Annotated in this window: 15 protein-coding genes; 8 read left to right on the top strand and 7 right to left on the bottom strand. The window is 66.4% G+C overall.

All coding sequences use genetic code 11. The features are described from left to right. Positions 1 to 99 precede the first annotated feature (99 nt). Together ACLML9_RS04875 and ACLML9_RS04870 are read left to right on the top strand one after the other, a co-directional pair. On the top strand, positions 100 to 720 hold the full coding sequence (locus tag ACLML9_RS04875; protein WP_411944344.1) for an LGFP repeat-containing protein: 621 nt from the start codon (positions 100 to 102) through the stop codon (positions 718 to 720). A gap of 202 nt (positions 721 to 922) precedes the next feature. Next, the gene (locus ACLML9_RS04870) at positions 923 to 1,780 is read left to right on the top strand and encodes an acyl-ACP desaturase (protein WP_411944343.1); all 858 of its coding nucleotides are present in this window, start codon (positions 923 to 925) and stop codon (positions 1,778 to 1,780) included. An 87-nt stretch (positions 1,781 to 1,867) separates the two neighbouring features. Here the strand turns inward: ACLML9_RS04870 and ACLML9_RS04865 are convergent, their stop codons facing one another. The 5 genes from ACLML9_RS04865 to ACLML9_RS04845 all read right to left on the bottom strand — a co-directional run bounded on the left by ACLML9_RS04865 (position 1,868) and on the right by ACLML9_RS04845 (position 6,518). Then, complete coding sequence (locus tag ACLML9_RS04865) at positions 1,868 to 3,268, bottom strand: class II fumarate hydratase (RefSeq protein WP_411944342.1); 1,401 nt, start codon at positions 3,266 to 3,268, stop codon at positions 1,868 to 1,870. 189 nt (positions 3,269 to 3,457) lie between these two features. Then, positions 3,458 to 4,171 (bottom strand): ESX secretion-associated protein EspG, encoded by a 714-nt coding sequence (locus ACLML9_RS04860; RefSeq protein WP_411944341.1) that lies wholly within the window; start codon positions 4,169 to 4,171, stop codon positions 3,458 to 3,460. Next, on the bottom strand, positions 4,168 to 5,517 hold the full coding sequence (locus tag ACLML9_RS04855) for a hypothetical protein (RefSeq protein ID WP_411944340.1): 1,350 nt from the start codon (positions 5,515 to 5,517) through the stop codon (positions 4,168 to 4,170). Before ACLML9_RS04855 ends, ACLML9_RS04860 begins: the two co-directional genes overlap by 4 nt. A 3-nt stretch (positions 5,518 to 5,520) precedes the next feature. Beyond that, positions 5,521 to 6,150 carry a DUF3558 domain-containing protein gene (locus ACLML9_RS04850; protein WP_411944387.1) on the bottom strand — a complete coding sequence of 210 codons (630 nt, stop codon included), beginning with the start codon at positions 6,148 to 6,150 and terminating at the stop codon, positions 5,521 to 5,523. A gap of 2 nt (positions 6,151 to 6,152) precedes the next feature. After that, a complete protein-coding gene (locus ACLML9_RS04845; protein WP_411944339.1) occupies positions 6,153 to 6,518 on the bottom strand; it encodes a hypothetical protein in 366 nt (121 codons plus the stop codon). 783 nt (positions 6,519 to 7,301) lie between these two features. Here ACLML9_RS04845 and adh point away from each other — a divergent pair. The 4 genes from adh (at position 7,302) to ACLML9_RS04825 (ending at position 11,405) form a co-directional block, all read left to right on the top strand. Continuing rightward, positions 7,302 to 8,819: an aldehyde dehydrogenase gene (gene adh / locus ACLML9_RS04840; RefSeq protein WP_411944338.1), complete on the top strand. Its 1,518-nt coding sequence runs from the start codon at positions 7,302 to 7,304 to the stop codon at positions 8,817 to 8,819. After that, entirely contained in the window at positions 8,819 to 9,220 is a 402-nt protein-coding gene (locus tag ACLML9_RS04835; protein WP_411944337.1) for a DUF779 domain-containing protein, read from the top strand. The genes adh and ACLML9_RS04835 overlap by 1 nt, the downstream gene beginning before the upstream one ends. Before the next feature lie 371 nt (positions 9,221 to 9,591). Then, positions 9,592 to 10,065, top strand: coding sequence for a VOC family protein (locus ACLML9_RS04830; RefSeq protein ID WP_411944336.1), 474 nt, complete (start codon positions 9,592 to 9,594; stop codon positions 10,063 to 10,065). Positions 10,066 to 10,319: 254 nt separating this feature from the next. Further along, positions 10,320 to 11,405: an epoxide hydrolase family protein gene (locus ACLML9_RS04825; protein ID WP_411944335.1), complete on the top strand. Its 1,086-nt coding sequence runs from the start codon at positions 10,320 to 10,322 to the stop codon at positions 11,403 to 11,405. A gap of 60 nt (positions 11,406 to 11,465) precedes the next feature. Here the strand turns inward: ACLML9_RS04825 and ACLML9_RS04820 are convergent, their stop codons facing one another. Beyond that, the gene (locus ACLML9_RS04820) at positions 11,466 to 11,738 is read right to left on the bottom strand and encodes a hypothetical protein (protein ID WP_411944334.1); all 273 of its coding nucleotides are present in this window, start codon (positions 11,736 to 11,738) and stop codon (positions 11,466 to 11,468) included. Positions 11,739 to 11,850: 112 nt separating this feature from the next. On the opposite strand from ACLML9_RS04820, the gene ACLML9_RS04815 reads away from it, so the two are divergent. Together ACLML9_RS04815 and ACLML9_RS04810 are read left to right on the top strand one after the other, a co-directional pair. Beyond that, entirely contained in the window at positions 11,851 to 12,234 is a 384-nt protein-coding gene (locus tag ACLML9_RS04815; RefSeq protein WP_411944333.1) for a DUF488 domain-containing protein, read from the top strand. Positions 12,235 to 12,635: 401 nt separating this feature from the next. Continuing rightward, entirely contained in the window at positions 12,636 to 13,985 is a 1,350-nt protein-coding gene (locus ACLML9_RS04810) for a PhoH family protein (RefSeq protein WP_411944332.1), read from the top strand. 78 nt (positions 13,986 to 14,063) lie between these two features. On the opposite strand, the gene ACLML9_RS04805 is transcribed toward ACLML9_RS04810, so the two are convergent. Next, entirely contained in the window at positions 14,064 to 14,477 is a 414-nt protein-coding gene (locus tag ACLML9_RS04805) for a limonene-1,2-epoxide hydrolase family protein (RefSeq protein ID WP_030522169.1), read from the bottom strand. Positions 14,478 to 14,569 lie beyond the last annotated feature (92 nt).

The raw sequence follows: 14,569 nt of genomic DNA, 5'->3' as shown, positions 1-14,569 counted from the left end.
TCGTGCTCGGTAGCCGCTGCGTTGCCGAACCCACAGCCGGAGTGATGAACCACCACGACCTGCACGTCCATCACACCGGCCTGTCGCGAGAGGATGGACATGCACCACTTCGCTCGACGTTCGGCCGGATTCACCATGGCACTCGCCGCCGCGGGGCTGCTCGTCGCCGGTTGCGGTGACGACAACTCGGTGTCGGATACCGTCGGCTCCCTGACCTCGGCGGTGACGCCCGGCGGCAACAGCGGCACCGGCGCCCCATCCGCCTCCCCGGGCGCCGAGAGCTCGGCCACCGAGACGACAGGCGCCGAGGGCTCGGCCACCCCCGACGAGGGCCCCAATGCCGACGCCGGTGAAACCAGGGTGCAGACCCCGGACGGCAACGAAGTCGCCGTGAAGGGCAGCATCTATCAGAAGTACACCGAGGCCGGCGGTCCGACCGGCACACTCGGTATGCCCGAGGGCGAGGAGCAGGTCGCCGGTGACGGCGGTCGGTACCAGAACTTTTCCGGCGGCACCGTCTTCTTCAGCGAGGACACCGGCGCCCATATCGTCTGGGGCGATATCCGCGAAGCATGGGAGGCCAACGGCGGCGCGGACGGCCAACTCGGCTTCCCCACCTCCGACGAGGAGACCACCCCGGAGGGCAAGAAGAGCGAGTTCGAGGGCGGCACCATCACCTGGAACTCCTCGGACCGCTCCACCACGGTCACCGAGAAGTGAATCCAGCGCCCGGCGCGCCCGCGGGAGTGGGCGCCCCGGGCGCCGTCCGAGCCCGCGCATCGGACAATCCGGAATCTTCGCTCACTTCCGGGGAACGGGCCGATTGTGCGAGGACCCCACCCGCGCCGGCCGGATCACCGATTTCCCCCAACCCGGCCCCGGCGCTCACCCCGTACCCCGCCCGACCCGCTACCGTGTGTGCGTGCAGAAACTGTTGACCGACCGCGACCTGCTGGAATCGCTCGCGGTAGAGGTGGAACTGACCATGCGGCGCCATACCGAGATCGCCGATGAATGGCAGCCGCACGACTTCGTCCCGTGGGACGACGGCCGCAATTTCGCCTTCCTCGGCGGCGAGGACTGGGACCCCGCGCAGTCCGAGCTCAGCGATACCGCCCGGCTGGCGCTCACCGTGAGCGTGCTGATCGCCGACAATCTGCCCTCGTACCACCGAGAGGTGGGCAAATACCTACGCACCGGCGCGTGGTGGCGCTGGGTGGGCCGCTGGACCGCCGAGGAGGCCCGGCACTCCGTTGTGATCCGCAACTACCTGATGGTCACCCGTGCCTGCGACCCGGTGGAGTTGGAACGGCTACGCATGGGCCATATGACCGACGGTTTCCGGCGCGAGCCACTGCATCTGCTGGATGTGCTGGCCGCCTGCGCGTTCGAGGAGACCGCCGCCGCCGTGCGCCATCGCAATACCGCCGCGCTCGGGGAGAACCCGCTGATCACCGCGATCAGCGAGCGGATCGCCGAAGACGACGAGCGGCAGGCCGCGGTATTCGCCGACCTCGTCGCCGCCGGTTTCGACGTAACCCCCGACCAGACCATGCGCGCCGTCGCCGACCAGGTCGCCGCGTTCCGGGTCCCCTCGGTCACCCTGCCCGACGGGCGCAGCAGCGACGAGGCGCTGGCCGACGCCGGTATCTACGACCCGGAGAAACAGGACGAGCTGATCTTCGCGCCGCTGCTGCGCCGCTGGGACGTGTTCGGCCGCACCGACCTCGGCGAATCCGGGGAGGCGGCCCGCGAAGAGCTGGCCCGGTTCCGGTCCTGAATCCACCCACGGTGCGACGCGACCGTTGATCGCCGGTCGCGTCGCAGCGAATGCCGCGTCACCCCTGGCCCCCGCGGCGGCGCGGCGTCAGTCGTTGTCGATATTCGTCATGGACAGCACGTCCAGGCGCCGGTCGAGTTCCTCCTCACTCAGCGCCTCTCCGATCAGTCCGCGATCGATCACCGTCTGACGGATCGTCTTCTGCTCCCGCAGCGCCTGTTTGGCCACCGCCGCCGCCTCCTCGTAACCGATCACCGAATTCAGCGGGGTCACAATGGAAGGCGAGGATTCGGCCAGGGTACGCAGCCGTTCGGCGTCGGCGGTCAACCCGTGCACACACCGGTCGGCGAACAGCCGGGACACCGCCGCCAGCAGCCGGATGGATTCGAGCACATTACGTGCCATCACCGGGATGTAGACATTCAGCTCGAAATGGCCGCCCGCCCCCGCGAAAGCGACCGCGGCATCGTTTCCGATCACCTGCGCCGCCACCTGGGTGACCGCCTCCGGCAGTACCGGATTCACCTTTCCCGGCATGATCGAACTACCCGGCTGCAGATCGGGCAGTTGCAGTTCACCCAGCCCGGTCAGCGGACCCGAACCCATCCAGCGAATATCGTTGGCGATCTTGGTCAGGCTCACCGCGACCGTGCGCAGCGCCCCGGAGACCTCCACCAGCCCGTCCCGCGCCGCCTGCGCCTCGAAATGATCCTCGGCCTCGGTCAGCGCGTCGATCCCGGTGGCCCGCACCAACTCCGCCACCACCTTCACCCCGAACCCGGCGGGCGCGTTCAACCCGGTCCCGACCGCGGTACCGCCGATCGGCAGTTCACCCAGCCGCGGCAGCGTCGCCAGCAGCCGCTCCATACCCGCCGCGACCTGCCGGGTATAGCCGCCGAACTCCTGGCCCAGCGTCACCGGGACCGCGTCCATCAGATGGGTGCGCCCCGATTTCACCACCGTGCGCCATTCGGTCGCCTTGTCCAGCAGCGCCAGCCGCAGATGCTCCAGGGCGGGCAGCAGATCTTTGATCACGGCCTCGGTGGCGGCCAGATGGGTCGCGGTCGGGAAGGTGTCGTTCGACGACTGGGACATGTTCACGTGATCGTTCGGGTGCACGGTGACCCCGCCCGCGGCCGCGATCGAGGCGATCACCTCGTTGGCGTTCATATTCGAACTGGTCCCCGACCCGGTCTGGAACACATCGATCGGGAACTGGTCGTCGTGGCGGCCCTCCGCGATCTCGGTGGCGGCCGCGACGATCGCCGCGGCCCGCTCCTCATCGAGCAACCCCAGATCCCGGTTGACGACCGCGCAGGCCCCCTTCAACAGCCCGAGCGCCCGGATCTGCGCCCGCTCCAGCCCCCGCCCACTGATCGGGAAGTTCTCCACCGCCCGCTGAGTCTGGGCACGCCACAGCGCGTCCATTGGAACCCGGACCTCGCCCATGGTGTCGTGCTCGATGCGGTACTGCTTCTCCTCGCTCATATTCCCGACCCTATGCCGCGTCCCGGCGATGTCGGCGTGCGACGCGTGAGGTCCGGGTCACCGGAATCGCCCTCGATGGGTCCTGCCCCGGCACCCGCGAGGAGCCGAAACGCCTGCTCGCTACCTACACTCCCCGGAGCAGCTACCCCTCGATCGAGATCCCCGATAGCCCGGAAAGCTCACCACCGCTCAGTCGTGTCCGGTGGCGGCGAGCCGGTCGATCTCGCGGCTCAACTCCGCGTGCGAGATCGGGTCGATATGGAAATCCTGGTAGCGGTGCCGATAGATGTAGCGCCCGTCGTCGGCGACATCGAACCAGCTCAGGTAGCGAGGTGGCGGCGGGTCCGGCTCACGCAACCGGTGGCGCGCCTCCAGGAACCCGGACCCCGCGCGCGGCGCCTTCAGCAGTCGGCGCATCCGGTCGGCAGGCTGGGGTTTGCCGCCGTTCCACACCTCATAGGTGTCGCGGAGCCGATCGATACTCTCCACCAGCGGTGCCCGGCTCCCCTTCGGCTGTTCCCCGAGGATCTGTAGAAAGATTCTGGGGACGAGCGAGGACGAGCCGATCTGCAGCACGAACTTGCCGTCGAAATCGGTAGTGGTGCCGGGGAATTGTACGACGGTGACGGCCACCTGCCCAACGAACGCCCCGTATGCGCGGATCCGGTGCCGGCGGCTACCCGAGAGAGTGAGCGTGTACTCGGGATCGGCGGCGACTCGCAACGCGGCGGTGAGCTCGGGGTCACCACCTCGCGGGTACGAGGACGCGATCCCGGCCGCCAACCGCTGGAACTCGTCCTCCCAGCGCACCGACGACCGCACCTCCAGGGGATACGGATACCGGTCCTTACCGGTCTCCTTCCAGACGTGCATGAATTCGTCCGGAGTGAACTCCCATTTCACCGCCGGTCACCGCGATCATCGGCCGGCTGCGCGGCAGGGGCGTCGGCCCCGAGAACACCACCCAAGGCACTGATCCGAGGACCGAACAACTCCTCTTCACGATCCTGGATCAGGTAGTCGGGGGTCTTGTGCTCGTCGTCGTCCGCACCGCGCTTACCCGCGCCCGAGGACATCATGCCCGGCATCCCGGACATTCCCCGGCTGGTACCCGCGGCCGTGGAAGCCGCGCTCGGAGACCCGGTGGAGGAATTGGGCCCACCGGGAGTCCCGGTCACCGTCTTGCCCGGGGTGTGCGTCTGCGGGGTACCGGCGGGCATCCCGGCCGGATTCCCGGTGGATACAGAAGGCGAACCGGTGGTAGTCGACGGGGTGGTGCGCTGCGGGTCGCCGGTCGGGGTGCCGGGTGTGGTGCTCGGCTGCTGGGTGGTCGGGTTCTCGTTCATGCCGGCGGTGGCGGTCTGCGAATCCTCTTCCGTACCGGCGGTTTCGGTGCCTTCCCCCTCGGCCTGGCTCTCTCCGGGCATTTCGGAGCCCGGAGTTTCACCACCGGGAGTGGCCGAGGTCGTTGTGGTGCCGTCGGGCCCGGTGGTGGACGTCCCACCCGGGACGGACGGCCCCGGCCCGTCACCTGGAGCCTGGACCGGAACGAAGGTCGGCACGCCGTCGCCCGCGGGCTGGTAGGTCGGCTTGTACGCCATATTCATGGCTTCCACCGCGACCAGCCGTTGCTCTTCCTTATAACGATCGAGTGCGGCAGCAGCAGCGGGATCGGTTGCGCCGACAACCGTCTGCGTGATCTGGGCCGGATCGACCACAGACGTGGTGATCGCGGGGTTGGTTCCCGGTGTATGCGCAGGCAGCGGTGGGACCGATCTACGCACGACCTCGGCACCGTAGGCAGCAGCATCCAGTCGGAATCCAACCGCGCGGAGAACTTCCTGCACGTCATTGGCCTGGTCGTAGAATTTCTTTGTAGCTTGCACAGCAGCGTCAGCGAATTGACCGCCCATGCCCTCAGAAAGCTCCCGCTGGAGGGAAAGGTGGGCGCCGAGCAGGGCGCCACTCAATGCGTTCGCGATGGACTCATAGGTGCCGGCAACCTCATGCATGACACCGGGCTTCATCGCCTCGACCTTTAAAAATATCTCCTCATGTGACATCCCTTCGAATTGCTCCATCCGCGTGATGTACGACGGGTCTCGATCACCGTGTGAAACCTGAGACCCGAAATATTCCGCGCCGGACTGGCTTTGCTGGCCTGAAAGACGTTTGGGCACAGCCGATGGATCTATACCCAGGCCCGGCCCGAAGATGCCGAGCGGCGAAGTGGACTGCTCCCCACTCATGGTTTAATTCTCCGACCCGATCTCCGGTTCGAGTGCCTCTACCACACCCAGAACACCATCGCATTTCTGCAGCCCGGCTTCCGATCCTTCAAAAGTTCGCTTGGTAGTGAACATAACGAAGCCGACCTTCGTGCGTAGGTGGATGCTGCAGCGCTTTACCTCCTGCGGATCGCGCACCCACATCGCTTCGCGACCGTTCACTGTCAAGGGCTCGCCGAAGGCTCCGTTTTTCTGCAGATCCTCCTCCCATGTCACATTTCCGGAATTGATCTGCAGATCCCAGTGAAGGCTATCGAAATCGCACGTCAGAAATGTGTACTCGGCGACCGTATCGTCGCCTCGACGACGGCTGGCAGGATCCATTCCTGCCTTCTCCGCAGCTTGATCGCTGATCCAAGTACAAGGATCGAAGACGACCTCCGGCCGACCCTCGGTGGTGTATTCGTTCTGCAACGGCGGAGGCTGCAGTCCGGACTCCGTCAGCGTCGGACGAATCGATCCTTCTTCCCCACTCGCCGGCACAGCCGAGGACGTGGCCCTCTCCACCGCAGCCGGACTCTCACTCCCCACACAGCCTGCCACTGCAAAGGCAATTGCTCCACAAATAGCAGGCCCAGCAAGTTTGGCTCGCATTGTCATTGGTCGACCTCCACCGCTTCGAGAGCTCTCCTGTTCATCGCGTCGGCTTCCTCGAAGGCGCCGCCGGCTTGAAGGAAGGCCGCAGCCATACGCAACGCAGCCTCTTTCATCCCCGTCAGGGCCTCCGTAGCCAGAGCACCTTTGTCCCCGAACTTGCTCTCCAGTTCGAGCGCGGAGTCGAACCCTCCGAAGTCGGAGGTATCCCGCAGACGTTCGGAAGCAGCGATCTGGGCATCCAGGCACGTGTCGACCAACCGCGTGTAGACCGCCGCACACCGTTCCGCGGCCCCCCGTTCCATCCGGAATGTACCCGCCACAGCCTGCTGATACAGCGCGTTCGCGGTCCCCTGCCCCACGTCCATTCCGCTCGGCCCACCCTTCCGTAAACTTCACTCACCATACTGGACGCACCCGCCCCCACTCCGGTTCCGCGCCCGGATCCCGGTACCGCGAAATCGCTTCGCGGCAGTCCGTTTCGTTCCCCCACCCGTTCGCCACCCAGGCCGATTTCACAGATGGCCCGGGTCATCGCAGAGCCACGGAAGGTGGGCACTTTCCGCGCCGGAGGTGCTGTCCCCGGCGTAGCGGGTCGTGGTCGTGGTTCTCGATCACGGCCCGGAGCCCGGCCGGTCAGAACAGTCGCGGCGTCAACGATTCATCAGACCGATTGCAGCGGGGCGACCTCGGCCAACGATCGTGCGCGCCCGCAGAGCCTTGCCGGATCGGACGGCGTCTTGCCTATCTGCACACGCAGCGTCGTTTCCTGCGCCACCGCTGCTGCCGCAGGACCGAGTACCTCGGACAGCCGACTGTCGCCGATCGGTCGGCGCTATATCCGGATACTCGGTCACCAGGACATCCACCCCCGGAGTGCGCGATTCCGGGCACGCATCCCCCGCTGTCGAAGTCGGTTTCCGGGCTGCCACCAGCTCGACCAGCGCCGATCCCGGACCCACCGGAATCGATCCCACGTTTCGTCGCGAACACGGCGTACTACCGTCCGGTACGCGGCATAGTGAGGTATATCACGCTCTAGCCGGCGTGCGTTCAGCGCCCGAGTCGACCGAGGAGTTCGTCATGATGCGATACCTCCGCCTTCGCTTCGGCCTCCGCGCACCGCATGAATCCACTTCGAGGAGTACCTCATGACCTACGCCAAGCCCGGTGCCGACGGCAGCATCGTCAGCTATGCCCGCCGATACGACAATTTCATCGGGGGTGAGTGGACCGCGCCCGTCGAAGGTAAATACTTCGACAATCCGTCTCCGGTCGATGGCGAAACCTTCTGCGAGGTGGCGCGTTCCACCGCACCCGATGTGGAGCTGGCGCTGGATGCCGCGCATGCTGCCGCCGACGGGTGGGGGGCCACTTCCACCACCGAGCGCGCGAATATCCTCAACAAGATCGCGGATCGGATCGAGGAGAATCTGGAGGCGCTGGCGGTCGCGGAGACCTGGGAGAACGGGAAACCGGTCCGGGAGACGAAGGCGGCGGACCTGCCGCTGGCCGTGGATCATTTCCGGTATTTCGCCGGGGCCATCCGCGCCCAGGAGGGCGGGATCAGCGAAATCGACGCCGATACCATCGCCTATCACTTCCATGAGCCGCTGGGCGTGGTGGGTCAGATCATTCCGTGGAATTTCCCTATTCTCATGGCCACCTGGAAATTGGCGCCGGCTTTGGCGGCCGGTAACGCGGTGGTGCTGAAACCGGCCGAGCAGACGCCGGCGTCGATCATGAAGGTGGTCGAGCTGATCGGCGACCTTTTGCCGCCGGGTGCGCTGAACGTGGTGAACGGTTTCGGGGTGGAGACCGGTAAGCCGCTGGCGTCGAGTCCGCGGGTGGCGAAGGTGGCGTTCACCGGGGAGACCACCACGGGCCGCTTGATCATGCAGTACGCGAGCGAGAACATCATCCCGGTCACCCTGGAACTGGGCGGGAAGAGTCCGAATATCTTCCTGCCGGATGTCATGGCGGCCGATGACGATTTCCTGGACAAGGCGGTCGAGGGTTTCGTGATGTTCGCGCTGAACCAGGGCGAGGTCTGCACCTGTCCGTCGCGGGCGCTGGTCCATTCGTCGATCTACGACGAGTTCATGGCCCGCTGCGTGGAACGCACCAAGGCGATCGTGAGCGGTGATCCGCTCGACGACGCGACCATGATCGGCGCGCAGGCCAGTAACGACCAGCTCGAGAAGATCCTCTCCTACATCGATATCGGCAAGAAGGAAGGCGCCGAGGTGCTCACCGGTGGCGGTTCCCGTTCGGTCGAGGGCTACCCGAACGGCTTCTACGTGGAGCCGACCATCTTCAAGGGCAGCAACGATATGCGCATCTTCCAGGAGGAGATCTTCGGCCCGGTCGTCTCGGTCACCACTTTCGATTCCACCGAGGAGGCCCTGAAGATCGCGAACGACACCCTCTACGGTCTCGGCGCGGGCGTCTGGACCCGGGATGGCAATACCGCCTACCGGCTGGGTCGCGGTATCAAGGCCGGCCGCGTGTGGACGAACTGCTATCACGCCTATCCGGCGCACGCGGCGTTCGGCGGCTACAAGAAGTCGGGTATCGGCCGGGAGAATCACGCGCAGATGCTGGACCACTACCAGCAGACCAAGAACCTGCTGGTCAGCTACTCACCGCAGAAGCTCGGGTTCTTCTGATGCCGGACCCGAACCGGGTGGAACTCACCGCGACCGCCGCCGATCTGCTGCACGAGCTGATCGAACGGCACGGTCCGGTGATGTTCCACCAGTCCGGCGGGTGCTGCGACGGCAGCGCCCCCATGTGTTACCCGCGAGGCGAGTTCCGGGTCGGGGCGCAGGATGTGCTGCTGGGGCTCGTGGATGTGGACACCCCGTTCTGGATGAGCGCGGACCAGTACCAGTACTGGAAGCACACCCATCTGACGGTGGACGTGGTGTCCGGGCGCGGGAGCGGATTCTCCCTGGAAGCCCCGGAGGGCGTGCGGTTCCTGATCCGGTCCCGGCTGCTCACCGACGAGGAGTTCCTCCGCCTCGAAGCCGCGCCGCCTCCGGCTACGGGCGCAGATATCGCCGACTGATCGTCTCTCGGCCCGCCCGGCCCCGACTCATACCGAGCGGGCCCGGCGGTCGGGTCCGAACATCGTCCACGAGCGCGGTACATCGTCGAGCAGCACCGATCCACCTCACTTCCCGCCCGGTCACCTTCACGGCCGGACCTGCCCGGTTCTCCGGCGACCGAGCGAAGGAGCGCAGCGACCGATCGGTGGAATGAAGACCTGAGGTCAAGGCCCGACCCGCAGCGTCGGCCTACCGCCGACCGGGCCCGGCGGGTCGGGCCGGATGCGCAGCCCCGGTATCGGATCATCGATCGAATCCGGCCGGGGCCGATCAATTCCGGCTCCGGGATCCGTCGTCAGTGCATACCAGACGTCAGCCGAGGAGGATCGTCATGCAGAAGATCGTCACCAATCTCTGGTACGACACCCAGGCCGAGGAGGCCGCGGAGTTCTACTGTTCCCTGTTCCCGGACGGGAAGATCACCGGGGTGCAGCGCTATACGGAGTCGGGTATGCGGGAAGCGGGGACGGTGATGCTCGTCGATTTCCAGCTCGCCGGCCAGCAATTCACCGCTATCAACGGCGGCGGCGACTACCACTACACCCACGCCATGTCGCTGCTCGTGAACTGTGATGATCAGGCCGAGGTGGACCGGTTGTGGGAGGCGCTGCTCGCCGACGGCGGCGAGGAGGTGCAGTGCGGCTGGCTCAACGACAAGTACGGGGTGCCGTGGCAGATCTGGCCCAGCGAGGCCAACGAACTGCTCTCCGGTGACGATCCGGTGGCGGTCGACCGCGCTCTCGCGGCCATGTATCAGATGAAGAAGATCGATCTGCAGGCCATGCGGGAGGCCTACGCCGGCTGATCCGCTTCCGGCGGCCGTGCCGGGTGGGTTCCGGCGCGTTGCCGGCGCCGGGCGAACTCACCCGGCCGCGGGGCGGGCCCGGCATCTCCCCTTCGGCCGCCGACCCGGCGATTGCTCGACGGCCGCCCATGGGCTTGTGAGCAGGGTTTTTCCGCTGATTCCGGCAGGCACAGAGCATAGCGCTTGAAACGGAATGGCCCGTTCTGCTATCTTCAAACAGAACAAATCATTCCGTTCCAAACAAAGGATCAGAAATGACCCCCATCCAGCCCTTCCGCATCGAGGTCGCCCAAGCCGATATCGACGAGCTGCGCAACCGGCTGCACCGCAGCCGCTGGACCGATCAGATTCCGGGCTCCGGCGACGAGTACGGCGTGAGCGTCGACCGGGTCCGCACCCTGGCGGAGCACTGGCTCCGGCTCGATTGGCGGAAGCTGGAGGAGCAGCTCAACGCCCACCCCCACTTCGTGACCGAGATCGACGGTCAGCGGATCCACTTCCTGCACGTACGCGCACCGCAGGGCACCGGGTTCCCGCTGGTACTCACCCACGGCTGGCCCGGCACCTTCATCGAATTCCTGCGCCTGATCGAGCCGCTGACCGCCGCGGGTTTCGATCTCGTCGTCCCCTCGGTCCCCGGTTACGGTTTCTCCGGACCCACCACCGAGAAGGGCTGGAACGACCAGCGGATCGCCCGGGCCTGGGCCGAGCTGATGAGCCGGCTCGGCTATGAGCGATTCGGCGCGGTGGGCAACGACGGCGGATCGTCGATCTCGGTCGAACTGGGGCGCCTCACACCGGACCGGGTGGTGGGATTGCATGTGGCCCAGGTGTATTCGTTCCCGTCGGGCGACCCCGCCGAGCTGGCGGACCTGGATGCCGATGAGCAGCGGTCACTGGAGACCCTGAACTGGTTCGTGGCGAACAAGATGGGCTTCAATGTGCTGCAGTCACAGCAGCCGCAGACCCTCGCGCACGCCCTCGCGGACTCACCGTCGGGCCTGCTCGGCTGGAACGGACAGCTCCTGGGCCCGGACCTGGACGACGAGTTCGTGATCGCCAATATCGCCGTCCACTGGTTCACCGGCACCGCGGGTTCGGCGATCCGGCACTACTTCGAGAAGGACAAGGCCCCCGCCCCCACCGCACCGTCGACGGTGCCGCTGGCGCTGTGTGGCTCGACCGGCGATTTCCACGGGATCCGGCGGTTCGCCGAGCGCGATCACCACATCGTGTCGTGGCGTACACACGACGTGCACACCCACTACCTGCACCATGTCGCGGCGGATCTCATGGCCGCCGAGATCACCGAGTTCTTCGGCGAGTACCGCGGCCGGTGAGCCGCGGCCGTAGCGATCCGGCACCGCGGCGGGTCCGCGGTGCACATCGCTGCGCAACGATCAGGAATGCTCCGTCAAGTACTCCAGATAGAACCCGCGCAGCGCCTCGGCGAGTTCGCCGTCACCTGCGTGAACATAGTCGTCGAGCATGGGCACCACCCATTTGATATCGGCTTCGCTCTCCCCGGCCCGGCCCGCCGTGGCCTCCGCCGCCGGGATCCGGGTCAGCAGTTCCCAGAGGAAGCGGATATCACCGTGCCGCACCGCGAGCCTCACCGCGCGGTCGTGCAGTTCCTTCGACGAGAGCTTGTCCAACTCCTCGTACTGGGTCATATCGCCGACTCTAATCCCGGCGGCGGGTTCCGGGCCCGGTTTCCGGGAGGGCCGCCGGGCCGTCGCCGCGTGGCGTACCCACTCCGGGCCGATACCGTGCTGCGATGACCCGATGACCGACGAAACCCTCACCCCACCGCCCGGCTTCCAGGTCAAACGCATCTACGAGGCCCCCGCGGCCGACGACGGATACCGGGTTCTCGTCGACCGCCTGTGGCCGCGCGGCCTCGCCAAGGCCGTCGCCCGGATCGACGAATGGGCCAAGGAGATCACCCCCTCGACCGAGTTGCGCCGGTGGTTCCACGAGGACCCCGGCGGCCGGCGCACCGAATTCGCCGACCGCTACCGGGCCGAGCTCGCCGAGCCGGCGGCCCGCGAGATACTGCACCGGCTACAGGAGCGCGCCGGCAGCAGTCCGCCGGTGACTTTGGTCACCGCAGTCAAAGAGCCGGGTCACAGCCATGTTCCGGTACTCGTGGAGCAGTTGCGCGAATGAGGCCCCGCGCCGGGCGACACGAAGGCGAACCCGGAGCGAACACGCCGCCCCGGGGCCGGGACAGCTTGAATTTCACCGATACCTGATCCGAATCGATCGCAGGCCGTCGATACCCATGCTGACCTGCGCGAAACCGGCCGAACCGGGGTCAGTTCACAGCGAATTCACCAAAGCCTCCCGCATTTCTCCGAGCGCACAGGGGTGGTGAGGAGGTAGCTTCGGAGTGGCGGGTCGCACGTTGCGGTTCGCTCGGGAGGTCCTGACCGTGACTGAGAAACTCAGTACGAGGGGGCCGGCACCCGGTCCTCGTGGCCACTGACGCACCACGTCAGCAGCCATCCGGACCTACCGGCCCAGCGAGACTGTCTGTGTGGGTGCCGCGCAGACCATAGGAGCCTACCGTGACTGATAATCGCTCCGTATCCGCCCCTTCGGCGAATTCTCGCTTCTTTGAGAAAGGTTTGAAAACCTTCGTCATCGACACCTCGGTGCTGCTGTCGGATCCCTGGGCAGTGACCCGGTTCGGTGAGCATCATGTGGTGTTGCCGCTGGTCGTGATCAGCGAACTCGAAGGTAAACGACACCATCACGAACTCGGCTGGTTCGCCCGCGAGGCCCTGCGCATGCTCGACGATATGCGCGTGGCCCACGGCCGGCTCGACGAACCGCTGCCGATCGGCACCGAGGGCGGCACGTTGCAGGTGGAACTGAACCACACCGATCCCTCGGTGTTGCCGGTCGGTTTCCGCACCGAGAGCAACGATTCCCGCATCCTGGCCTGCGCGCTGAACTTCGCGGCCGAAGGCCGTCAGGTGGTGCTGGTGTCCAAGGACATCCCGATGCGGGTGAAGGCAAGCGCGGTAGGTCTACGGGCGGAGGGATATCACGCACAGGACGTGGTGACCTCCGGTTGGACGGGCATGGTCGAGATCGACACCGCCTCCGAAATCGTCGACCGGCTCTACAGCGAATCGGTCGTCGATCTCGACGAGGCACGCGAACTGCCCTGCCACACCGGGATCCGGCTGCTGGGCAACAATTCCAGCGCACTCGGCCGGGTGACGCCGGACAAGCGGGTGCAGCTGGTGCGGGAACGGGAAGCGTTCGGGCTGCACGGCCGCTCCGCGGAACAGCGGGTGGCATTGGACCTGCTGCTCGACGAGAGTGTCGGCATCGTCTCGCTGGGCGGCCGCGCCGGCACCGGTAAATCCGCGCTGGCCCTCACCGCCGGCCTGGAAGCGGTGCTGGAGAAGCGAACCCAGCGCAAGGTCGTGGTCTTCCGGCCGCTGTACGCGGTGGGCGGTCAGGAACTCGGTTATCTGCCGGGCACCGAGAACGAGAAGATGGGCCCCTGGGCGCAGGCCGTCTTCGACACCCTGGACGGTCTGGCCAGCCGCGAGGTCATGGAGGAGGTACTCGGCCGGGATATGCTGGAAGTTCTCCCGCTGACCCATATTCGAGGCCGGTCGCTGCACGATTCGTTCGTGATCGTGGACGAAGCCCAGTCGTTGGAACGCAATGTCCTGCTGACGGTGCTGAGCCGGCTCGGCAGCGGTTCCCGGGTGGTCCTGACCCATGATGTGGCGCAGCGCGACAACCTGCGGGTCGGCCGGCACGACGGTGTCGCCGCGGTGGTCGAAAAGCTCAAGGGTCACCCCTTGTTCGCGCATATCACCCTCACCCGCAGTGAGCGGTCGCCGATCGCCGCACTGGTCACCGAGATGCTGGAGGAATACGGGCCCAACGCGTAGGGCCGGCGCACGACGCAGCCGTTCGAGAGCGCGCCACGGCGCTCTCGAACGGCCTCCGCGCCATCGCGACCCGGCAGGTCAGCGGCCGAAAAGCGCCTTCACGACCCCAATCGCGGTGCCGCGCAGGAAATTCTCCCAGCTGAAATGGTCGTGCCACAGCACGATCCGGCCGTCGCGCAGTTCGAAGGTCCCCATCACCCAGAACGAGATGCGCACCGGACCGAACCGCAGCACATCGGTGCGATCGGTGAGCACCACCGATCCGTCCGCGGCGATATGGTGCATCTGCGCCGAGAACCCGAACTGCTCCCGGTCCAGCCCCCGTAGCAACTTCCCGACCCGCCGTGCTCCGCGCACATCCGGCAGCGAGGTGTTCTTCCAGACGATATCGGGATGCACCAGTTCCAGCGCCTCGTCGAGCGCGCCGATCTCCATCGCGGTGAAGAACTCGCGGACCGTGGTGACCGCGTCCTGATTCAGCTCGGTATCCATTGTTCGAGCCTAGGGCAGTGTTTATCGGCGCGCCTCCGGCGCGCGGGGTCGAGGCCCCCCCCTTGGCCCCGCCGTTCAGGCCTCGAGACTCG

The organism is Nocardia sp. NPDC002869, assembly GCF_046764065.1.
Taxonomy (GTDB): Bacteria; Actinomycetota; Actinomycetes; order Mycobacteriales; family Mycobacteriaceae; genus Nocardia; species Nocardia rhamnosiphila.
The sequence above is the reverse complement of the archived record's forward strand: the minus strand, read 5'-3'. Positions and strand labels throughout refer to the sequence as shown.

What these genes read in the sequence shown, in the direction of transcription:
- ACLML9_RS04815 (WP_411944333.1), top strand. Translation starts at nt 11,851, where the DNA reads ATGACCGACGAAACCCTCACCCCACCGCCCGGCTTCCAGGTCAAACGC.
- ACLML9_RS04850 (WP_411944387.1), bottom strand. Translation starts at nt 6,150, where the DNA reads ATGCGAGCCAAACTTGCTGGGCCTGCTATTTGTGGAGCAATTGCCTTT.
- ACLML9_RS04830 (WP_411944336.1), top strand. Translation starts at nt 9,592, where the DNA reads ATGCAGAAGATCGTCACCAATCTCTGGTACGACACCCAGGCCGAGGAG.
- adh (WP_411944338.1), top strand. Translation starts at nt 7,302, where the DNA reads ATGACCTACGCCAAGCCCGGTGCCGACGGCAGCATCGTCAGCTATGCC.
- ACLML9_RS04825 (WP_411944335.1), top strand. Translation starts at nt 10,320, where the DNA reads ATGACCCCCATCCAGCCCTTCCGCATCGAGGTCGCCCAAGCCGATATC.
- ACLML9_RS04865 (WP_411944342.1), bottom strand. Translation starts at nt 3,268, where the DNA reads ATGAGCGAGGAGAAGCAGTACCGCATCGAGCACGACACCATGGGCGAG.
- ACLML9_RS04845 (WP_411944339.1), bottom strand. Translation starts at nt 6,518, where the DNA reads ATGGACGTGGGGCAGGGGACCGCGAACGCGCTGTATCAGCAGGCTGTG.
- ACLML9_RS04805 (WP_030522169.1), bottom strand. Translation starts at nt 14,477, where the DNA reads ATGGATACCGAGCTGAATCAGGACGCGGTCACCACGGTCCGCGAGTTC.
- ACLML9_RS04835 (WP_411944337.1), top strand. Translation starts at nt 8,819, where the DNA reads ATGCCGGACCCGAACCGGGTGGAACTCACCGCGACCGCCGCCGATCTG.
- ACLML9_RS04875 (WP_411944344.1), top strand. Translation starts at nt 100, where the DNA reads ATGCACCACTTCGCTCGACGTTCGGCCGGATTCACCATGGCACTCGCC.
- ACLML9_RS04855 (WP_411944340.1), bottom strand. Translation starts at nt 5,517, where the DNA reads ATGAGTGGGGAGCAGTCCACTTCGCCGCTCGGCATCTTCGGGCCGGGC.
- ACLML9_RS04820 (WP_411944334.1), bottom strand. Translation starts at nt 11,738, where the DNA reads ATGACCCAGTACGAGGAGTTGGACAAGCTCTCGTCGAAGGAACTGCAC.